The organism is Jiangella muralis (genome assembly GCF_001270745.1).
Lineage (GTDB): Bacteria > Actinomycetota > Actinomycetes > Jiangellales > Jiangellaceae > Jiangella > Jiangella muralis.
Window position 1 is genome coordinate 13,860 of the sequence record NZ_LFXL01000010.1, and the last position, 19,369, is coordinate 33,228.

At 71.0% G+C, this 19,369-nt stretch carries 24 protein-coding genes, 1 tRNA gene and 1 pseudogene; 14 read left to right on the top strand and 12 right to left on the bottom strand.

Going from position 1 to position 19,369, the window contains the following annotated elements; all coding sequences use genetic code 11:
• Positions 1 to 27: 27 nt before the first annotated feature.
• The 8 genes and pseudogenes from gvpJ (ACW62_RS18205) (at position 28) to ACW62_RS18240 (ending at position 3,231) form a co-directional block, all read left to right on the top strand.
• Entirely contained in the window at positions 28 to 450 is a 423-nt protein-coding gene (gene gvpJ, locus ACW62_RS18205; protein ID WP_053205547.1) for a gas vesicle protein GvpJ, read from the top strand.
• A complete protein-coding gene (locus ACW62_RS18210; RefSeq protein WP_083459892.1) occupies positions 447 to 1,250 on the top strand; it encodes a GvpL/GvpF family gas vesicle protein in 804 nt (267 codons plus the stop codon). Before gvpJ (ACW62_RS18205) ends, ACW62_RS18210 begins: the two co-directional genes overlap by 4 nt.
• A complete protein-coding gene (locus tag ACW62_RS18215; protein WP_053205549.1) occupies positions 1,238 to 1,456 on the top strand; it encodes a gas vesicle protein GvpG in 219 nt (72 codons plus the stop codon). Before ACW62_RS18210 ends, ACW62_RS18215 begins: the two co-directional genes overlap by 13 nt.
• A complete protein-coding gene (locus ACW62_RS18220) occupies positions 1,453 to 1,710 on the top strand; it encodes a gas vesicle protein GvpO (protein WP_053205550.1) in 258 nt (85 codons plus the stop codon). Before ACW62_RS18215 ends, ACW62_RS18220 begins: the two co-directional genes overlap by 4 nt.
• A 4-nt stretch (positions 1,711 to 1,714) precedes the next feature.
• Positions 1,715 to 1,975, top strand: a pseudogene (gene gvpJ, locus ACW62_RS36370) (gas vesicle protein GvpJ); the annotation flags it as partial.
• Between the two features lie 7 nt (positions 1,976 to 1,982).
• The gene (locus tag ACW62_RS34130) at positions 1,983 to 2,759 is read left to right on the top strand and encodes a GvpL/GvpF family gas vesicle protein (protein ID WP_053205551.1); all 777 of its coding nucleotides are present in this window, start codon (positions 1,983 to 1,985) and stop codon (positions 2,757 to 2,759) included.
• Positions 2,756 to 2,938, top strand: coding sequence for a gas vesicle protein (locus ACW62_RS34135; RefSeq protein WP_053205552.1), 183 nt, complete (start codon positions 2,756 to 2,758; stop codon positions 2,936 to 2,938). The genes ACW62_RS34130 and ACW62_RS34135 overlap by 4 nt, the downstream gene beginning before the upstream one ends.
• Positions 2,935 to 3,231, top strand: coding sequence for a gas vesicle protein K (locus tag ACW62_RS18240; protein ID WP_083459893.1), 297 nt, complete (start codon positions 2,935 to 2,937; stop codon positions 3,229 to 3,231). The genes ACW62_RS34135 and ACW62_RS18240 overlap by 4 nt, the downstream gene beginning before the upstream one ends.
• Before the next feature lie 4 nt (positions 3,232 to 3,235).
• On the opposite strand, the gene ACW62_RS36375 is transcribed toward ACW62_RS18240, so the two are convergent.
• Together ACW62_RS36375 and ACW62_RS18250 are read right to left on the bottom strand one after the other, a co-directional pair.
• Complete coding sequence (locus tag ACW62_RS36375) at positions 3,236 to 3,550, bottom strand: VOC family protein (RefSeq protein ID WP_169792083.1); 315 nt, start codon at positions 3,548 to 3,550, stop codon at positions 3,236 to 3,238.
• Positions 3,465 to 3,923 carry an SRPBCC family protein gene (locus tag ACW62_RS18250; RefSeq protein WP_053205554.1) on the bottom strand — a complete coding sequence of 153 codons (459 nt, stop codon included), beginning with the start codon at positions 3,921 to 3,923 and terminating at the stop codon, positions 3,465 to 3,467. Before ACW62_RS18250 ends, ACW62_RS36375 begins: the two co-directional genes overlap by 86 nt.
• A 122-nt stretch (positions 3,924 to 4,045) precedes the next feature.
• Here ACW62_RS18250 and ACW62_RS18255 point away from each other — a divergent pair, with 122 nt between their 5' ends.
• A complete protein-coding gene (locus tag ACW62_RS18255) occupies positions 4,046 to 5,074 on the top strand; it encodes a DNA topoisomerase IB (RefSeq protein ID WP_053205890.1) in 1,029 nt (342 codons plus the stop codon).
• Here the strand turns inward: ACW62_RS18255 and ACW62_RS18260 are convergent.
• Positions 5,071 to 6,861, bottom strand: coding sequence for a thiamine pyrophosphate-requiring protein (locus tag ACW62_RS18260; protein ID WP_053205555.1), 1,791 nt, complete (start codon positions 6,859 to 6,861; stop codon positions 5,071 to 5,073). The two genes, ACW62_RS18255 and ACW62_RS18260, sit on opposite strands and share 4 nt — an antisense overlap.
• A 112-nt stretch (positions 6,862 to 6,973) precedes the next feature.
• Between ACW62_RS18260 and ACW62_RS18265 the strand changes: the two genes are divergently transcribed.
• On the top strand, positions 6,974 to 8,482 hold the full coding sequence (locus tag ACW62_RS18265) for an FAD-dependent oxidoreductase (protein WP_053205556.1): 1,509 nt from the start codon (positions 6,974 to 6,976) through the stop codon (positions 8,480 to 8,482).
• A 220-nt stretch (positions 8,483 to 8,702) separates the two neighbouring features.
• Here ACW62_RS18265 and ACW62_RS18270 read toward each other — a convergent pair whose 3' ends face one another.
• Positions 8,703 to 9,257: a hemerythrin domain-containing protein gene (locus ACW62_RS18270; protein WP_053205557.1), complete on the bottom strand. Its 555-nt coding sequence runs from the start codon at positions 9,255 to 9,257 to the stop codon at positions 8,703 to 8,705.
• A gap of 247 nt (positions 9,258 to 9,504) precedes the next feature.
• On the opposite strand from ACW62_RS18270, the gene ACW62_RS35335 reads away from it, so the two are divergent.
• Entirely contained in the window at positions 9,505 to 9,759 is a 255-nt protein-coding gene (locus tag ACW62_RS35335; protein ID WP_205629444.1) for a VOC family protein, read from the top strand.
• Positions 9,760 to 9,911: 152 nt separating this feature from the next.
• Here ACW62_RS35335 and ACW62_RS18280 read toward each other — a convergent pair whose 3' ends face one another.
• Positions 9,912 to 10,718: a SigB/SigF/SigG family RNA polymerase sigma factor gene (locus ACW62_RS18280; protein ID WP_083459894.1), complete on the bottom strand. Its 807-nt coding sequence runs from the start codon at positions 10,716 to 10,718 to the stop codon at positions 9,912 to 9,914.
• A 374-nt stretch (positions 10,719 to 11,092) separates the two neighbouring features.
• Between ACW62_RS18280 and ACW62_RS18285 the strand changes: the two genes are divergently transcribed.
• Positions 11,093 to 11,317: a DUF7218 family protein gene (locus ACW62_RS18285; protein WP_053205558.1), complete on the top strand. Its 225-nt coding sequence runs from the start codon at positions 11,093 to 11,095 to the stop codon at positions 11,315 to 11,317.
• Positions 11,318 to 11,598: 281 nt separating this feature from the next.
• On the opposite strand, the gene ACW62_RS18290 is transcribed toward ACW62_RS18285, so the two are convergent.
• From ACW62_RS18290 to ACW62_RS18300, 3 genes are all read right to left on the bottom strand, one after another.
• Complete coding sequence (locus tag ACW62_RS18290; RefSeq protein WP_053205559.1) at positions 11,599 to 11,811, bottom strand: hypothetical protein; 213 nt, start codon at positions 11,809 to 11,811, stop codon at positions 11,599 to 11,601.
• A 264-nt stretch (positions 11,812 to 12,075) separates the two neighbouring features.
• The gene (locus ACW62_RS18295) at positions 12,076 to 13,188 is read right to left on the bottom strand and encodes a carbon-nitrogen hydrolase family protein (protein ID WP_157574835.1); all 1,113 of its coding nucleotides are present in this window, start codon (positions 13,186 to 13,188) and stop codon (positions 12,076 to 12,078) included.
• A 9-nt stretch (positions 13,189 to 13,197) separates the two neighbouring features.
• The gene (locus ACW62_RS18300; protein WP_157574836.1) at positions 13,198 to 13,419 is read right to left on the bottom strand and encodes a hypothetical protein; all 222 of its coding nucleotides are present in this window, start codon (positions 13,417 to 13,419) and stop codon (positions 13,198 to 13,200) included.
• 1,014 nt (positions 13,420 to 14,433) lie between these two features.
• On the opposite strand from ACW62_RS18300, the gene ACW62_RS36575 reads away from it, so the two are divergent.
• Positions 14,434 to 14,667, top strand: a complete 234-nt coding sequence (locus ACW62_RS36575) for a helix-turn-helix domain-containing protein (RefSeq protein ID WP_083459895.1) — start codon at positions 14,434 to 14,436, stop codon at positions 14,665 to 14,667.
• A 187-nt stretch (positions 14,668 to 14,854) separates the two neighbouring features.
• Here ACW62_RS36575 and ACW62_RS18305 read toward each other — a convergent pair.
• The 4 genes from ACW62_RS18305 to ACW62_RS18320 form a co-directional block, all read right to left on the bottom strand.
• Positions 14,855 to 14,926: transfer RNA gene (locus tag ACW62_RS18305), tRNA-Val, on the bottom strand.
• Positions 14,927 to 14,985: 59 nt separating this feature from the next.
• Positions 14,986 to 15,432: a hypothetical protein gene (locus ACW62_RS18310; RefSeq protein WP_205629446.1), complete on the bottom strand. Its 447-nt coding sequence runs from the start codon at positions 15,430 to 15,432 to the stop codon at positions 14,986 to 14,988.
• Between the two features lie 58 nt (positions 15,433 to 15,490).
• The gene (locus ACW62_RS18315; RefSeq protein ID WP_053205562.1) at positions 15,491 to 15,952 is read right to left on the bottom strand and encodes a peroxiredoxin; all 462 of its coding nucleotides are present in this window, start codon (positions 15,950 to 15,952) and stop codon (positions 15,491 to 15,493) included.
• The gene (locus ACW62_RS18320) at positions 15,949 to 16,383 is read right to left on the bottom strand and encodes a DUF3052 domain-containing protein (protein ID WP_053205563.1); all 435 of its coding nucleotides are present in this window, start codon (positions 16,381 to 16,383) and stop codon (positions 15,949 to 15,951) included. Before ACW62_RS18320 ends, ACW62_RS18315 begins: the two co-directional genes overlap by 4 nt.
• Before the next feature lie 237 nt (positions 16,384 to 16,620).
• On the opposite strand from ACW62_RS18320, the gene aceE reads away from it, so the two are divergent.
• Positions 16,621 to 19,368 carry a pyruvate dehydrogenase (acetyl-transferring), homodimeric type gene (aceE, locus tag ACW62_RS18325; protein ID WP_053205564.1) on the top strand — a complete coding sequence of 916 codons (2,748 nt, stop codon included), beginning with the start codon at positions 16,621 to 16,623 and terminating at the stop codon, positions 19,366 to 19,368.
• Position 19,369: the final 1 nt, after the last annotated feature.

The window sequence follows — 19,369 nt, forward strand, 5'->3', positions numbered from 1 at the left end:
CACCCGAGTAGAGCGAAAGGTGAGCACATGACTGTGGTGAACCAGCGACGTACCGGAGGCGGCGGCCAGCTCCAGCGCCCGTCGTCCAGCGGGCTCGCCGACGTCATCGACATCATCCTGGACAAGGGCCTGGTGATCGACGCCTACGTGCGCGTCTCGCTGGTCGGCATCGAGCTGCTGACCATTGACGCCCGCATCGTCATCGCCAGCGTCGACACCTATCTGCGCTTCGCCGAGGCGACCAACCGGCTGGACCTGTACGAGCACGGCGGCAGGGACCTCACCGAGCTGATGGGCGACGGCGTGCACCAGGCCGCGAAGGGCAAGACCTCCGGCGCCATCGAGGGCATCAAGGATGCCGTCACCGGCGACGACGAGGACGAGCACGAGGAACGGCGCCGGCCAGTCAAGAAGGCGACGGTTCGCCGGCGGAGGAGAGAAGGCGAATGACGCTCACGAAACCGGGGGCGACGATGGACGAACCGGCGGCCGGATCGGCTGTGCTGACGGCACAGTACGTGTATGCCATCGTGCCGGCCGGCACCGTCGTGCCGAACGATCTCACGGGTGTCGACGACGGCGGTGTCGAGCTGGTCGGGCACGGCGCCATCGCCGCGGTCGTCGGCGCGGTGGCCACGGACCGCCCGTTCGGCCGGCGCGAGGATCTGCTCGCGCACAGCCGGGTCACCGACACGCTGGCCCAGGACTGCGCCGTGATCCCGGTGCGCTTCGGCGCGGTCCTGGCCGACGCCGGCGACGTCGTGGCCGAGTTGCTCGCGCCGAACGCGGAGCTGTTCGCCTCGGTCCTCGCCGAGCTGGCCGGTCTCCGCCAGTACGTCGTCCGGGCGCGCTACGACGAGGAGGCCGTGCTGGCCGAGATCGTCGAGGAGAACCCGGACATCGCCGTCCTGCGTCACCGCACCCGCGACCGCTCCGTCGAGGCGAGCTGGAACGAGCGGATCAGGCTCGGCGAACTGGTCGCCCGCGCGCTGGAGGTCAAGCGCGACGTCGACAGCGCGGACCTGCTCGACCTGCTCACCCCGCACGCCGAGGACTGGAACATCCGCGTCGCCGGCGAGGTCGACCATCTGGTCGACGTCGCGTTTCTGGTGCCCGACGAGCGGGTCGAGGAGTTCGAGCGGGCCGCCGAGGAGGCGGCGAACAGCCTGGCGGGGCGCGGCCGGGTCCGGCTGGTCGGCCCGACGGCGCCGTACGACTTCGTACCGGGAGACGACACATGGGTCTCCTGACCGGGCTGGTCACGTTGCCTCTGGCGCCCGCCCGCGGTGTGGTCGCGCTCGCTCGGCTGATCGGCGACGAGGCCGAGCGGCAGCACCACGACCCTGTCGCCGTCCGCCGAGCCGTGGAGCAGGTCGACCGCGACCGTGAGGCGGGCCTGTTGTCGGAGGAGGAGGCCGCGGCCATGGAGAACGAGCTGATCGGACGGCTGCTGTGAAGGCGTCGGACGCGGCCGCGCGCGCGGTCGAGCAACTGGCCACACTCAGCGGGCGAGCCGCGGAGGCAGTCACCGGTCTCGAGCGCACCGAGGACGGCTGGCGCGTGCGCGTCGAGGTGCTCGAGCTGGAGCGGATCCCGCCCTCCACCGACGTGCTGGCCGAGTACGCCGTCGACCTCGACGGTGACGGCGACCTGACCAGCTACCAGCGAGTGCGCAGGTCCACGCGCGGCTCGTCGAGGGAGGAGGACTGAGCACATGACGGAGGGCAGAGAGCGCGCCCCGCTCACCCGGCCGTACGGGTCAGCACTCGCCGCGCCGCCGCAACCGGCGAACCTCGCCGACATCCTGGAGCGGGTGCTCGACAAGGGCATCGTCATCGCCGGCGACATCCGGATCAACCTGCTCGACATCGAGCTGCTGACCATCAAGATCCGGCTGCTGGTGGCGTCGGTCGACAAGGCCCAGGAGATGGGCATCGACTGGTGGCGTCGCGACCCGATGCTGTCCGGGAACGACTCAGGCGATGGGTGAGACCGGCAGCTACCTGTACGCCATCGCCGAACCGGTCGACGACGGCGTCCTCGGCCGCCTGCGCGGCGTTGCGAAGGAGCCGGTGCGCGCCGTCCGCCACCGCGACCTGGTCGCCGTGGTCGGAACCGTCGATACCAGCGCAACCGGCTCCTTCGGCGAGGAGGCGCTGGCCCGCAACCTCAACGACCTCGGCTGGCTGGAGGCGGCGGCACGCGCCCATCACGCCGTCGTCGACAGCGTCGCCCGCGCGGTCCCGGCGGCGCCGCTGCGGCTGGCCACCATCGTCGCCGACGACGACGGCGTCCGCGACCGGCTGGAGCGCTGGCACGACGGCTTCCGGCGCGCTCTCGACGAACTCGCCGGACGCGCCGAATGGAGCGTCAAGGTCTACGCGCCGTCGTCAGGCCCGGACGCAGAGCCGGTGCCTCCGGCCGGAGCGCCGGGCGCGGGCGCGGCCTACCTGATCCGCCGCCGGGCCGCCGCGACCGCCCGCGACGACGCGCTCGCCAGGGCCGCGCAGACCGCCGACGACGTGCACGCGGAACTGGCCCGGCACGCCGTCGACACCCGACGGCTCGCCGTGCACGACCACCGGCCGGAAGGCGGCGACACCCCGATGAGCCTCAACGGCGCCTACCTGGTCCCGAGCGACCGCGCCGACGCGTTCGTCGCCACCGTCCGAGCGCTGCGCCACCGGTACGCGGACAGTCGGATCGAGCTGGCCGGGCCGTGGCCGGCCTACTCCTTCGTCACCGTGGACGAGTCGTGACGGTGGCAGGGGCGCGGCCCGCGGGTGGGCAGATCGCGCTGGTCGACCTGCTCGACCGGCTGCTCGGCGCGGGTGTGGTGCTGTCGGGCGACATCGTCGTGTCGCTGGCCGGCGTCGATCTCGTCGAGATCAGGCTGCACGCGCTGATCCGCTCCATCCGGGCGGAGGAACAGCGATGACCGAGCCGATGCACGTCCTGCCGAACCGGATCGAGACCGACGCGGACTCCGTCGAGCGCGACCTGCTCAAGCTCGTCCTCACCGTCGTCGAGCTGATCCGGCAGCTGATGGAGCGGCAGGCGCTGCGTCGGGTCGACGAGGGCGACCTCAGCGACGAGCAAGTCGAGGCACTCGGGCAGGCGCTGCTGCGGCTCGACACGGCCATGGCGGACCTGCGCGGCCGCTACGGCCTGACCCTCCGTGACCTGAACCTCGACCTCGGCCCCCTCGGCACCCTCCTCGGGGGCGACTGATCCGTCAACCGGACGGTGGGCGGTGCAGGACGCAGAACTCGTGGCCCTCCGGATCGGCCAGGATGGCGAACCCCTCGCGGCCGGTCTGACCCACGTCGACGCTGGTGGCGCTCAGGGCGAGCAGGCGCTCGACCTCCGCTTCCGCCGTCCCCGCCGTCGCGACGAGATGGTGGCCGCAGGTGGGCACCGCACGATGGCGGCCACCCTGATCGCGACGGCCAAGGCGCTGGCGGCTATCCCTCGCGGGGGACGTCGCCGCGCCAGGCGCCGGAGGCGAGGCCACGCGCTTCGATGAACTCCTTGAAGTTCGCCATGTCACGCTCGGCGGCCATCGCGACCAGCCCGGTCTTCTCGCCGGCCTTCTCGGCCATGCCCTCGGGCTCCATCTCCAGCTGCAGCGTCACCCGCGTGTTCTCGGCGTCCAACTTGTGGAACGTCACGACGCCGGCCTGGTCGACGCCGCCGGTGGAGCGCCACGCGATCCGCTCGTCGGGGTGCTGCTCGGTGATCTCGGCGTCGAACTCGCGCTGCACGCCGGCGATCCGCACCGTCCAGTGCAGGTGCCGGTCGTCGAGCTGCCGGACCGTCTCGACGCCGTCCATGAACTTCGGGAACTCCTCGAATTGGGTCCACTGGTTGTAGGCGGTCGTGATCGGGCAGTGCACGTCGACCGTCTTCGTGGCCGTGGTCATCGGTGCTCCTCTCGTGTCGTCGTTGGTCGGTCCCTCGGCCCGTACCCGGGCCCACCGTCCGGTAACGGCGCGTGCGGACGGCCCGAACCGGGTACGGACGATCCGCGCGGAAAGGGGTGGCGGTGCGACTGCGACGATGGGATCCAGCCGGGCCCGCGATCCTGCGCCGCCGCCGGGGCCGCGGCTTCGGCTATGTGGACGTCGACGGCGAGCCGCTGCGCGACGAGGAGGCCTTGGCGCGCATCAGGGGTCTGGTGATCCCGCCGGCCTGGGCGGACGTCCGCATCTGCCCGTGGCCGCGCGGTCACCTGCAGGCCGTCGGCACCGACGACGCCGGGCGGCGGCAGTACCTGTACCACGAGGCCTGGCGCCAGCAGCGCGACCGGGAGAAGTTCGCCCGCGTCCGCGAGTTCGGGCGGACGCTGCCCAAGGCGCGTGCCCGCATCGCCGGCGACCTCGCCACCCGCGGCCTGAACCGTCCCCGCGTCCTCGCCGCCGCTGCGCGGCTGCTCGACATCGGGTTCTTCCGCATCGGCGGCGAGGCCTATGCGCAGGAGAACGGCTCGCACGGCCTGGCCACGGTGCTCCGCTCGCACGTCAGCGTGGCCCGCGGCGGGTCGGTCGTGTTCGAGTACCCGGCGAAGTCCGGGCAGGAGCGGGTCCAGGCGGTCGCCGACGACGCGGTCGTCACGGTGGTGCGGGCGCTGATGCGGCGCCGCGCAGCGGACCAGACCCTGCTCGCGTACTACGAGGACCGGACCTGGCACGAGGTCCGCTCGTCCGACGTCAACGACTACCTGCACGAGATCTGCGGCGACGACACCAGCGCCAAGGACTTCCGCACCTGGCACGGCACCGTGCTCGCCGCGGTGGCGCTGGCGACGGCGTCCGACGACCCCGCGGCGCTGAGCCGGACCGCCCGCCGCCGCGCCGAGGCGCACGCGATCCGGGAGGTCTCGGAGTACCTCGGCAACACCCCGGCGGTCGCCCGCTCCGCCTACGTCGACCCCGCGGTGATCGAGGCGTTCGAGCAGGGGGTCACCATCCGGCCCGCCCTGCGGCGGCTCGGCATCGACGAGCCCCTGGCCGGCGAGGACACCCGGGAACGGGTCGAGCGCGCCGTCCTCGACCTCCTCGACGAGGTCGGTTAGCCGCGACGGGGGACGAACTCCTGTGCCTTGGTCTTCACCCCTTGTACGAGGACGCGCCAGGCGTTGGGGTCGCCCTTGAGCAGGGCCTCCGTGGTCTCCTTCAGCTGCTCGAACGTCACGTGCGGCGGGATCGGCGGCACCTCCGGATCGCAGCGGACGTCCAGCAGGACCGGCCCGTCCGCCGTCAGCGCGCGGTCCCATGCGTCGCCCAGCTGGTCCGGGTCGTCGACGGCGATGGCGTCGAGGCCGAGACCGCGGGCCAGCGCCGCGTAGTCGACGTCGGGCAGGGTCTGCGACTCCTCGAACTTCGGCGCGCCGCCCAGCGCCCGCAACTCCCACGTCACCTGGTTGAGGTCGTTGTTGTGGAACACGCACACCACGAGCCGCCGGTCGTACCAGCGGTCCTGGTACCGGGCGACGGTGATCAACTCGGCCAGCCCGTTCATCTGCATCGCGCCGTCGCCGACGAGCGCGACGACCGGGCGGTCCGGGTGGGCGAACTTCGCGCCGATCGCGTACGGCACGCCCGCGCCCATCGTCGCCAGCGTGCCCGACAACGAGCCGCGCATCGCCCCGCGCATCCGCAGCAGCCGCGCGTACCAGAATGTCGACGACCCGGAATCGGCGGTGACGATGGCGTCGTCGGGGATGCGCAGCGACAGCTCGTGCACGACCCGCATCGGATTGACGGGGCGAGCGTCGACCATCGCCTGCCGCTCGGCCGTCTCCCACCAGTCCGCCACGCTCGCCTCGACCCGTGAACGCCACGACCGATCCGGCGCCGGACGCAGCAACGGCAGCAGCGCCCGCAGCGTCGCGCCCGAGTCGCCGACGAGGTTGACCTCCGTCGGGTACCGCATCCCGAGCACGGAACCGTCCAGGTCGATCTGCACCGCGCGGGCCTGACCGAACGCGGGCAGGAACTGGCTGTACGGGAAGCTGGACCCGACGATCAACAACGTGTCGCAGTCGCGCATCAACTCATAGCTGGCCCGGGTGCCGAGCAGCCCGATCGACCCCGTCACGTACGGCAGGTCGTCGGAGAGCACGTCCTTGCCGAGCAGCGCCTTCGCCACCCCGGCGCCGGTCGCCTCGGCCAGCTGCATCACCTCGCCGGCCGCGCCCCGCGCGCCCTGCCCGACCAGGACCGCGACCCGCTCCCCCGCGTTCACCACGGCGGCCGCGGCCTCGAGCTGCTCCCGCGCCGGCACCACGACCGACGACGGCGCGTCGGGCGGTCCGGACGGCACCTGCCGGAACACGTGCTCGGGCGCGATGTACGCCAGCTCCTGTACGTCCGCCGGGATGATGATCGCCGTCGGCGCCCGCCGCGTCGCGGCCGTGCGAAACGCCCGGTCGATGGCGTTCGGCAGCTGCTCCGGCACGTTCACCTCGGTCAGGTATTCGCTCGCGACGTCCTTGAACAACGTCTGCAGGTCGACCTCCTGCTGGTAGTGCCCGCCCATCGCGGCGCGCGCCGTCTGCCCGACGATCGCGACCACCGGCACGTGGTCCAGCTTGGCGTCGTAAAGGCCGTTGAGCAGGTGGATCGCCCCGGGTCCGGACGTCGCGACGCAGACGCCGGGCCGCCCGCTGAACTTCGCGTATCCGACGGCCTCGAACGCCGCCATCTCCTCGTGCCGCGACTGCACGAACCTCGGCTCGTCATCCGCCGCCTCGAACGCCGCGACGATCCCGTTGATGCCGTCGCCCGGATATCCGAAGACCTGCCCGACCCCCCACTCGCGCAACCGCTCCAGCAGCCGGGCCGCCACTGTCTCCGCCATGATCCCTCCTTGCTCGGCAGTTGTGGATTCGGTACCCGAATGCTCGTGGTCCGATACCGGCATGGCCGGGCGGTCGCCGGGTACGGCGCGAGGAGTCGACGAAGGGGACGTCATGACCGGCGTGTCGTACTGGCTGAACAGCACCGGTGATCCGCCGCTGGCGCCGTCGCCGCCGGTGAACGCGGACGTGGTGGTGCTGGGCGCCGGGATCGCGGGCATCACGACGGCGTACCTGCTGAAGCAAGCCGGGCTGACGGTGACCGTGATCGAGGCCGGCGACCGGCTGGCGGCCGGAGTCACCGGGCACACGACGGCGAAGGTCACCAGCCAGCACGGCGCCATCTACTCGTCGCTGACCAGCAGGTTCGGCCAGGACACGGCCCGCGCGTACGGTGCCGGGCAGCAGCTGGCGATCGACTGGATCGAGACCGAGGCGGCCGCGATCGGCGCCGACGCGGACTGGTCGCGGCGTGACTCGTACGCCTATGCCGAGCGGCCGTCGTCGGTGGAAGGGCTGCGCCGCGAGGCCGGCGCCGCCGCCGACGCCGGCCTGCCGGCGAGCTTCACCACGGAGACCGGCCTGCCGTTCGACGTGGCCGGTGCGGTGCGGTTCACCAATCAGGCACAGTTCCACCCGCGAAAGTGGCTGCTGGAGCTGGCGACCCGCATTCCCGGCGACGGCGGCACCATCGTGACCGGGATCCGCGCGCTCGGGCTCACTGAGGGCGACCCATGCGTCGTCGTGACCACCGCCGGCCCGGTCCGTGCCCGCCACGTCGTCGTCGCGACCCACTACCCGATCTTCGACCGCGGCCTCTACTTCGCCCGGCTCGAACCACGCCGCGATCTCGTCGTCGCCGGATACCCTGCCGCGGCCGGCCCGGACGGCATGTACATCAGCACCGAGGACCGGCACTCCGTCCGCACCGCCCCTGCGGGCGACGGCCGCTCCCTGCTCCTCGCCGGCGGTGAACCGCACCGCGTCGGCGCACGCACCAGCGTCGCCCGCCACTACGACGCGCTGCGCACCTGGGCTCGCGAGCGGTTGTCACTCGATGAGCCGGCGTACCGGTGGCTCGCACACGACCTCACCACGGTCGACGCGCTCCCCTACGTCGGCGGGTTCCACCGTCGGACCCGGAACGTGTGGGTCGCCACCGGGTTCGGGCACTGGGGCATGACCAACGGCACGCTGGCCGGGACCCTGCTCCGCGACCTCATCACCGGGGTCGAGAACCCGCTGGCCGGTGTGCTCGACCCGCAGCGGCTCACCGTCCGGCAATCCGCGACGGAGTTCGTCAAGGCCAACGCCTACGTCGCGACCCGTTTCGTCGGGGACCGCGTGGACGCTCTGGCCGCCCGTCGCGGCGCAGAATCCGTGCCGGCGGGCCGCGGCCGCATCGTCACCGACGGCCCGCGAGCGATCGCCGCCTACCGCGACGACGACGGAGCCCTGCACTGCGTCTCCGCCCGCTGCACCCACCTCGGCTGCCTGGTCGTGTTCAACGACGCCGAACGCACCTGGGACTGCCCGTGCCACGCCTCACGCTTCGACACGGACGGACGCGTCCTCGCCGGCCCGGCGGTCCGCCCACTCTCGCCCGCCGATCCGCCAGACTGACCGCCGACGTCCCGCGCACGAGCACCCGGTCACGTGCGCGGTTCGGGGTCGATCGCCGCCTCATCCCCCTTCTCCGTGGCGGCCGGCCCGGCGCCCACCTTCTCGTGGATGTCGTCGATCTTCCGCTCGATCCGCTCCAGGTCCTCGGCGTCGGCCTGGAACAGCAGGTGCTTCGCGGCCAGCGCGCCCCCAACGGCGCAGATTCCGCATGATGACCCCTTCAGTCGGGCGTGACCTCGTCGCGCAGCTCGTCCTTGGACATGCCGGCCGTGCCGTCGACTCCGAGGTTGCGCGCCTGCTGGGCCAGCTCCGCCCGGGTGGCCTCCCCCGGCCGGTCACCGAGGTGCTCGGCCCGGGCCGCGAGGAACGCCTCGCCCAGCTCGGCCCGGCGCTCGTCGCTGAGCCGCTGCCGCATGCCCGGCAGGACGGTGTTCTCCTCCTCCTCGACGTGGTGTCCGACGGAGTCGACCAGCTCGCGCAGGACCGCCTCGTACCGCGGGTCGTGCGCGTCCATCCCGGCGAGCCGCTCGAGGATCGCCTCGGCCTCGGCGTGCTCCTCCTGGCTGTGCGCCACTTCGTCGGTCTCGCCGGCCTCGTCCCGCGCGACGGGGTACACCTCGGCCTCCTCGGCCCGGCTGTGCGCGACCAGCAGCGCCGTCACCTCCGTCACCGCCAGGTCGCGCCGACCGGCGTCGGTGCGCAGGAGCTCGAAGAGCCGCTCGATCTCCCGGTGGTCCTTCTCGATCAGGTCGACCACGTCACGGCTGTCGGTCATCGTTGCCACCCTTCGGTCACGCCGGTCCGGACTGGCCTGGATGTACCCGGCGCCGGCAGCCGCATGCGCCGGGACGTGCGCCACCCGCGCAGCTGGGTACGACCGCCGTAGACACGACGCCGGGAGCATCGATGACGAGCACGTTCGCGCAGTGGACGCTCGACGTCCGGGAGGTGGACCTGGTGGCGCGGTTCTGCTCCGCGGCGCTGGGCTACCGGATCGAGCCGACGACGGCGACGGCGCCCACTTGCGGCCACCCGCCGGCGCCCCGGCCGGCGCGCTCTCGGTCTGGCTGCAGCCCAGTGCCGGGCCGAAGCAGGAGAAGAACCGCAACCACCCGGACCTCGTCGCCGCGGCCAGGACGGCGGAGGCTGAGGTCGAGCGGTTGCGCACGCTCGGCGCCACCCGCGCCGACGTCGGCCAGACCGGCCGCGAGGGATTCACCGTCCTGGCCGACCCGGAAGGCAACGAGTTCTGCGTCCTGCACCGCCGGTCGTCCTGACCCGCGCCGCTCAGTTGCCCAAGAGCGTGCCCAAAGGGCCGGGACCGAGATCACGATGGACAGGCCTCGCTGCTCGGCCATCGCGGTGTCCAGGCGCATCAGTGCCTGGACGAGCGCCTCGACCTGGTGGAGGCGTCGGCGCGCGCCGCTCGTCAGACCGGTCGGGCCTCGCGATCGATCCGGGCGCGGAGCTGGCCGAGGATGCGTGCCAGCAGCCGCGACACCTGCATCTGCGTCACGCCCAGCTCCTGTCCGATCTCCTGCTGCGTCAGGCCCCGGAAGAAGCGCAGGTAGAGAATGTGCCGGTCGCGTGGCTGCAGCTCCCGGCAGGCCGGGCCCAGCACCGTCACCGCATCCGCGCGGGCGAAGCCGTCGTCGTCCTCGCCGAGCGCATCCGCGAGCGGGGTGTCATCGTCACTCATGCGGTGGTCGATGGACGCGGCCGTGAAGCACACGTGCGAAGCGTCGGCCTCGCGGATCTCGTCGACCCCGACGCCGAGGTACTCGGCCAGGTCCGGCGCGGTGGGCGCCCGGCCCCGGTCCTGCGTGAGCTCCGCTCTGGCGGCCGTCAACTCGGCCGCCAGCTCCTGCACCCGCCGCGGCGGTCGCACCGTCCACCCGTGGTCACGGAAGTAGCGCTTCACCTCGCCGCTGATCGTCGGGACCGCGAACGAGACGAAATCCCCGCCTCGGCGGGGATCGAACCGCCGCACCGCGTTGACCAGCCCGAGATTGGCCACCTGCAGCAGATCGTCCCGCTCGATGCCGCGCCAGTAGTAGCGCCGGGCGATCGACTCCGCCAACCCGAGGTTCAACAGCACGACCTCGTCGAGCAGCCGCAACCGCTCACGACCCCGGGCGTCGGCCGAGCGCTGCAACAGGTCCAACGTCAGTCGCTCGTGATCATTCTGGTTCTGGTTCTGGTGCTCACTACCGTGCGTCGCATGTACCTGGCGCATGACATGCACCCTCTCCAGATGAGGAGCGGACGTGGCAAGGTCTTGACCACGCCCACCCACCGAACCACGACACCAATTCGTTTATCAAGCATTTCTGGACAGAAAGGTCTGTCTACCCCCTGACGGCGGCGCCCTCGGCGCCCGCACCACCCGACCCCGAACCCGCCATCAAACCGCGCCGACCTGCGTCGACGCGGCAGCCAGCACCGTCACACGCCCGATTCACGAGCGGCGCAGCCCGATCTGCCGCCCGTACGGACCAGCGCCATCGAACGCAGCAGCTGCCGCAGCGTGTGTGCTGCGACCCGGCGCAGGTATCGATGTGCATGTACCGGGTAAGGGATCGGCACGCCGAAAACAAGGGGGAGGTCACCATGCCCAGCAAGTCGGCGAACGTGAAGAACGAGAAGCAGTACGAAGCCCTCAAGGACAAGGGCATGTCGAAGGAGCGGGCCGCGCGCATCGCCAACTCCCCGGGCGCGTCGAAGCGCGGCGGGAAACAGAGCGGCTCCGGCGGCGACAGCTCGCAGGGCGGCACCACCGCGCAGAAGAAGGAGGCCGGCCGCAAGGGCGGCAAGGCGACGGCCCGCAAGAGCTGAGCCAGGCGAGCAGCCTCGGCAACGAGCGCCACCCCTGGCCGCCGCGAGGCACCCGAGCGCCGCCCCCGCGCCCGGGCGACGGGGGCGCAGCGGACGCGGGGACTTGGTCATCTCTTGGCCGGGTCCCGAGATGACCCGCCTATCTCCCTAGTACTGCGAGCGGGCGTTGTCCAGATCCGAACGTCCCCACGCGCCAGGGCGTGGATTACGGCGCGGCGATCTGCTTGCGGGACTTCCGAGGATTCGGGTGGCGCCGAGCTCGGTGCCGATTTCCTGCCGGTTCAGATCCTTTGAAGAAGCGCACGTGGGACCCGCCGGTCGTGCGCCTTCACTGCGCGGCAGACCAGGGCCAGCGCCTCGGCCCGGGAATAGCCGACCTCGTCCGCGCCGAGGGTCTCCGCGAGCGAGGTCTCGTTCCCGTCGTCCTCGCGGTAGCCCAACGAGGTGGTCGTGAAGCACTCAAACGCGGCGCTGGCCTCCAGGACGTCCTCCAACCCCGGCCCCGACGCGATCGGCGAGACCGGCCGCGTCGGAGGCGGCGCCGTTGACCTGCGACCTCTCCTGGGTCGCCGCGGACATACCGCCGAGGCCAGTTCCTGCACCCGCCGAGCGGGCGCACCGCCCAGCCGTGGCCGCGGAAGTACACCTGCGCACTCCTCGAGGGCGTACGGCGTCACGTCGATGCCGCTGTCGGGCCAACCACGATGCGGCCCGCGAGAGCCCTCCTGGCCGGATAGGTGGCGTCGAAGGTAGATCCATCACCGGGCGACGGGCGGAAGTGGTCCACGCGACCCCGGGGCCTTCCGCGGCCCGCTCGGTGGCCAGCCAGAACCTCGTCGCGGGCGGATACGGCTGGGCAGATCGTCCGGTCGGGGCGTGTCACGGCCTGCCCGGGGAGCGGCCGCTCGGGTCCGGGACGGTTCCGCCCAGGGTCGCCGCCTGGACGGGGGTCGGGGTGAGGTGTCCACGAGGAGCCGGAAGACGTCGGGCCGGTTGTAGTGCCCGGTCGGGTCCATCAGGCGGCGGGCCGACGCGACCCGGCCAAGGTCCAGGTCGGCGACGAGGGTCTGTTCTCGTTCCCGGATCGGGCCGGCGAGGATGCTGCCGTCGGGTCCCACGATGGCGCTGTTGCCCTCCTCGACCCAGGGCCCGCGCGAGGCGAGGAAGCTCGCCGGCAGGAGCCGGTCCCGGTGCGGGAAGCCGGCCGGCACCATGGCCTCGTGCAACACCGGGTTGACGCCGACGACGTACATCCGGTTCTCCCGCGCAAGGTGTCGCAGTGTGGCGATCCACGCGTCACCGACGGCCAGCGTCGGCGCCAGCCAGACGTCGATCCCTTGCGCGTACAGGTGAAAGCGGGCCAGCGGCATGTAGTTCTCCCAGCAGATCAGCCCGCCGATGCGTGCCACGCCGGTGTCGACGACCGGAAGGGTCGAGCCGTCCCCCGGTCCCCAGACCGTCCGTTCCGACCCCGTGGGCACCAGCTTGCGGTGCCGCCCGGACAGCTGGCCATCAGGCGAGAAGTACAGCACCGTGTTGTAGATCGTGGCCCCAGCCGGCTCCCGCTCCTGGACCCCGATGACGAGCCAGACGCCGTGGGTCGCCGCGATCCGCGCCAGGCGGTCGCAGCCCGGCGAGCCGACCACGACGGCGTTGGCCACCAGGAGACGGAACCACTCCTCGTCGCCGTCCCAGATCGGCCGGGTGTCGATCCAGATCGGGGTGCCGGGCACGAACGCTTCCGGAAAGACCACCAGCTGGGCACCCTGACGCGCAGCGTCCGCGGTGAGCGCCTCGACGCGGTCGAGGGTCGCCTCACGGTCCATCAGGACATAGCCGGCCTGCACGGCGGCCACGGTCAAGGTGTCCATCGCGTCGCCCTAGCCCTTGGTCCCGACCGCCAGCAGGTACTCCGCCTCGAACCGCGCCTGCTCGTCGGTGCCGCGGTTCCACCGGTCGCAGAACGCCTCGAGTGCCACGTCGAACTTCTCCGCCAGGTCGTTCTTCTCCGCGTTGGCGCGCGCCGCGATCGTGGGTCCGTAGAACGCCTTGAAGTGCTCGCCGTAGTCGTGGGCGCGGGTGAACGCCGTGATCTCCAACATCGCCCGTTCACGCCTGGCGAAGGTCACCCGGTCGCCGAGGAGCTCGTCCAGGTGGGCCTCGCTCCCCCACAGCGGCGGGGACGACGCGCCGGGCGGGGGCGGCGGCGCGCCGGACCGGGCTCTCTGCCGACCGCACGGTTGCCGCGCACACTCGGGTGCCGACGTACAGCATCCAGACGCGTACTGCCTTGGCGATGGCTGGGCATCCCGCGTAGGTCAAGGATTCCCATGACACTGCCCTGTCGGCATTACCGTCGCTCACCAGCCCCTTCCCGAATAGAGGGACAGCCGTGAGTCTGCCGAGAGTCGACCACATCGACGATCGCCAATGGCTCGCGTGTCCGGTACCGAGCTGGCGTCCGCAGCCTTCTCCGCCGACGCCGACCGGCGCACGACCAACGCAGGTGACCCAGCGCGCCACGACAGACGCGAACCACGTTCACCGCGTACCTCGTTACAGCCAATGGACCCGGCTTCGCCATCGCACGACACGGATCTCCCGATATTCGACCTGGCACAGCGTGCCGTCGCCCACGCCGACGAACTCGGATCCCTCCTGCCGCGACCGCCATACCGTTGGGCGATCTCGTCGCCGCGCCTAGCGGCGGATCTCATCTTTCCAGGTCGAGAGTGGTTTGAAGGGTGAGTCCAGGTGGGCAAGTCCCCCCTCGGACACGCCTACTCGGCCTTGCCAGCCGCATCTTGCTCCACGGGGAGCAGGGTCTGGCAGGAGTCGTAGGCGAGACTCAGATCCAGCTCGTCATACAGGTCGGCCGTCTCGCCGCAGTTGACGTCGTGAAGCACTGGGCGATCGGTGACCGTGCCGCTCAGTTCCTGATCTCGCCAGCAGCCACCAACTTTCTCCCCACTCACTCGGCGGCCCCACCCGGCTAAGCATGCTGATAGCAACGTGATCTACACCCCTGCAGCCCATACTCCGGGGTCGTCCGCGCCCGAAACGGTTGGCGGAACGCACCTGTCGAAACGAGGACCCCAGCTGGCTCGAGGTGACCCATGGATGAGCGCAACGCAAAGCGCCGGTCACCTCATCGAACGCCTGCCCGAGAGCTGCTCAGCGTGGCAACGGCTGCGGAGTACCTGGAGGTCAGTGAGCGTACGGTTCACCGCATGATCAACTCTGGCGAGCTCCGTGCCTATCGGATCCGCAAACGCGGCATGATTCGCATCGCCAGGGTGGACCTGGAAGCTTTGCTTCACGAGGTCAAGCCCGGAGACGTTAGGCCGTAGCCGACGTCCGGGCCATGAGGAGTTCCCCTCGGACGGTGCCTCGCCCGCAACACACGCGCACGCATGCGTCTTGCCGAGGAAATTCGAGATCGTCCGGCGCCCTTGGCACTCCGCCTGAGTGACGAGATAGTGACGCGCCACCTGGAAGATCAGGTCGAAAGTGGCGTCCACCTGCAACGATGTGTAGTGGGCGCAGTAGGGTTCGAACCTACGACCCCTGGTTTGTAAGACCAGTGCTCTACCGCTGAGCTATGCGCCCCGTCGCCGTGCGAAGGAAGGGTCAGGGTATCGGGACGACGCCGGGACGCCGAATCGGTGTCAGGCGGTGCCCTCGGGTGGCGCCTTCTGTGGTTCGGACGCGGCGAGGGCGTCGGCGATGGCCGACTGTGTGGGTCTGGCCGAGGGTCGGCCGAGGACGCGGTCGATGGCGCTGGCGACGTCGGCGGAGAGGTCGCGGCTGTCGGTGCGGCGATGCCGCCCGGGGCCGGGCATGCGGATGGCGAAGCCGCGGTCCATGGTGGTCTCGACGGCGAGGAACTCGGCCGTGGCCGACGCCTCGCAGGAGCGGCACACGGTGTGGCCGAGCCGGCGCACGAGCGTGGTGGCGCCGCAGACCGAGCAGTGGTCGAGGTCGGTCGACCAGCCCTTGTTCTGCTGGCAGTCTGGGCAGATCAGCACCTGCTCATCGGCCCGGACGCCGCGCACCCACAGGTTCGTCCCCCGGGCAGGGTCCGACTGACGGGCGCCACAGCGGTAGCACGGCACGAGCGAACTCCCTTCCTGCTGTCGTTCTGGATCGCGGACGTCGGAGGCGCCCGGACCGTCAGGCCGCACCGAGCGAGCGCAGCACGCGCCGGTAGTCGTCAACGTCCCGGGCATCGGGAAGCGCGTTGACGACGTCCCAGCGGACGGTCCCCCCAGCGTCCACTACGAAGGTACCCCGAACCGCGCAGCCGCGGTCGTGATCGAAGACACCGTACGCCGCGGCAACCGCCCCATGTGGCCAGAAGTCGGACAGCAGCGGGAAATCCAGCCCGGCGCCGTCGGCGAAGACCCGCAGCGCGAACATCGAGTCGCACGAGACGGCGACGACGTGCGCGGTGGCGCCGACGGCCGGGATCAGGGAGTCGCGGATCGCGGCCAGCTCGCCCGTGCACACGTCGGTGAACGCGAACGGGAAGAACGCCAGCACGACCGGCCGGCCGCGTAGCGAGGAGAGCCGGACTGCCGAACCGTGCTGGTCCGGCAGTTCGAAGTCCGGTGCCGGAGCACCGACCAGGCTCACTTCCGGGCCGACCCCTTGGGTGCGACCAGTTTGGTGCCGGACCAGTCGTCGGCCGCCGACACGGTGGACGTGGTGGACAGGCCGGCGGTCAGCGCGGCGTCGGCGATGTCGCTGGCCTCGACCGAGCCGTCGCGGCCCACTTTCGGGGTCAGCAGCCACACGACGCCGCCAGGCGCGAGGTCGGTGGTCGCGCCGATGAGGGCGTCGGTGAGATCGCCGTCGTCGTCGCGCCACCACTGCAGCACCACGTCGGCGACCTCACCGGACTCGCCGTCGAGCAGCTCGGTGCCGGTGACTTCCTCGATGTCGATACGCAGATCGTCATCGCTGTCGTCGTCCCAGCCGAGCTCCAGGACCACCTGGTTGGGACGGAAGCCGAGCTTGGCCGCCGGTCCGTCGTTCTGGTCCGAGTGGCCCGCGATCTGGCCCACCGATCGTCCTCCTCGCAGTCGTCGCGGCCCGCCCCCTGCGTTCCGCGTTTGCTGTAGTCCACCCAAGGACGCGCCGTCGCGCAAGTGAACCCGCCAGACCAAGCCTGACACGCTTGCCCGAACGGGCCTATGGTGCCCCTGCTCAGCGCGCTTGGAAAGACGTCCGCGGGTCCGAATGTGACGTACGGCCGCCGAGCGAGCAGGATAGGAACCAGTGACCATCATGAAGGGACAGTCGTGGCTGCCGACCGCTCGCCGATCATCATCAACGGCCTTCCGAGCCAGCTCCCTGACATCGACGCCGACGAGACCAGGGAGTGGCTGGAGTCGTTCGACGCCGCCATCGACCAGCGCGGACGCAACCGCGCGCGGTACCTGATGCTGGCGCTGCTGCAGCGCGCGCAGGAGCGGCAGGTCGGCGTCCCGAGCCTGCGCAACACCGACTACATCAACACCATCCCACCCGAGGCGGAGCCCTGGTTCCCGGGCGACGAATTCGTCGAACGCCGCATCCGGGCCTATATCCGGTGGAACGCGGCCATGATGGTGCAACGCGCCCAGCGGCCGGGAGTGGGCGTCGGCGGGCACATCTCGACGTACGCGTCGTCGGCGGCGCTGTACGAGGTCGGGTTCAACCACTTCTTCCGCGGCAAGGACCACGCCGGCGGCGGCGACCAGATCTACTTCCAGGGGCACGCCTCCCCCGGCATGTACGCCCGCGCCTACCTCGAGGGCAGGCTGTCGGAGAGCCAGCTCGACGGCTTCCGGCAGGAACTGTCGCACGCGGGCCTGGGCGGCGGGCTGCCGTCGTACCCGCACCCGCGGCTGATGCCGCAGTTCTGGGAGTTCCCGACGGTGTCCATGGGCCTGGGCCCGTTGAACGCCATCTACCAGGCCCGGTTCAACCGCTACCTGAACCACCGCGGCGTCAAGGACACCAGCCAGCAGCACGTGTGGGCGTTCCTCGGCGACGGCGAGATGGACGAGCCCGAGACCGTCGGCGCCATCGGCCTCGCCGCCCGCGAAGAGCTCGACAACCTCACGTTTGTCGTCAACTGCAACCTGCAGCGCCTCGACGGCCCGGTGCGCGGCAACGGCAAGATCATCCAGGAGATGGAGGCGCTGTTCCGCGGCGCCGGCTGGAACGTCATCAAGGTCATCTGGGGCCGCGAGTGGGACCCGCTGCTGGCCGCCGACACCGACGGCGCGCTGGTCAACCTCATGAACGTCACGCCCGACGGCGACTACCAGACGTACAAGGCCGAGTCCGGCGCGTACGTCCGCGAGCACTTCTTCGGCCGCGACCCGCGCACCCGCAAGATGGTCGAGGACATGTCCGACGACGAGATCTGGGGGCTCAAGCGCGGCGGGCACGACTACCGCAAGCTGTACGCGGCGTACAAGGCGGCCACCGAGCACACCGGCCAGCCGACCGTCATCCTCGCCAAGACGATCAAGGGCTGGACGCTGGGCTCGCACTTCGAGGCCCGCAACGCCACCCACCAGATGAAGAAGCTGACCGGCGACGACCTCAAGCTGTTCCGCGACCGCCTCTTCATGGAGATCCCCGACTCCGCGCTCGAGGACGTCTACCACCCGCCGTACTTCCACCCGGGCCAGGACTCCGACGAGCACGCCTACATGATGGAGCGGCGGCAGAAGCTGGGCGGCTTCCTGCCCGACCGCCGGACGACGGCGAAGCCGCTGGTGCTGCCCGGCGACAAGGTCTACGAGGTAGCCAGGCGGGGCTCCGGCAAGCAGGCGGTGGCCACCACGATGGCGCTGGTCCGGCTGCTGAAGGACCTGCTGAAGGACCCCGAGATCGGCAAGCGGCTGGTGCCCGTCATCCCCGACGAGGCCCGCACGTTCGGCATGGACTCCCTGTTCCCGACGCTGAAGATCTACTCGCCGCACGGGCAGAACTACACGCCCGTCGACCGCGAGCTGTTCCTGTCCTACAAGGAGGCCAAGGACGGGCAGATCCTGCACGAGGGCATCAACGAGGCCGGCTCGGTGGCGTCGTGGACGGCGGCGGCCACGTCGTACGCCACCCACGGCGAGCCGATGATCCCGCTGTACATCTTCTACTCGATGTTCGGTTTCCAGCGCACCGGCGACGGCTTCTGGGCCGCGGCCGACCAGCTGGCCCGCGGCTTCGTCCTCGGCGCCACCGCCGGGCGCACCACGCTCAACGGCGAGGGCCTGCAGCACGAGGACGGCCACTCGGTGCTGCTCGCGTCGACGAACCCGGCGGTCGTGCACTACGACCCGGCGTTCGCGTTCGAGATCGGCCACATCATCAAGGACGGCCTGCGCCGCATGTACGGCGAGCAGTCCGAGAACATCTACTACTACCTGACCATCTACAACGAGCCCTACGTGCAGCCGGCCGAGCCCGAGAACCTCGACGTCGAGGGCCTGCTCAAGGGCATGTACCTCTACCACCCCATGCGCACGGCGCCGGGCGACGACGTCCCGTATGCGCAGATCCTCGCCTCCGGCGTCGGCATGAACTGGGCGCTCGAGGCGCAGCAGCGGCTGGCCGAGGAGTGGCAGGTCGCGGCCGACGTCTGGTCGGTGACGTCATGGAACGAACTGCGCCGCGAGGCCCTCGACGCCGACGAGTGGAACCTGATGCACCCGGGCGAGGAGGCCCGCGTCCCGTACGTGACGGCGCGTCTGCGCGAGACCCGCGGCCCGGTCGTCGGCGTCAGCGACTACCTGCGCGCGGTACAGGACCAGATCGCGCCGTACGTGCCCACCGACTACTCGTCGCTGGGCACCGACGGCTTCGGCCTGTCCGACACCCGGGCGGCGCTGCGCCGCCACTTCAAGGTCGACGCCCAGTCCATCGTGGTCAGCGTGCTGACGCTGCTGGCCCGGCGCGGCGAACTCCCGTGGGAGACCGTCAAGCAGGCGCACGACCGCTACAACCTCGACGACGTCAAGGCCACCACCGCCGAGGAGGCGGGCGGCGAGTCCTGAC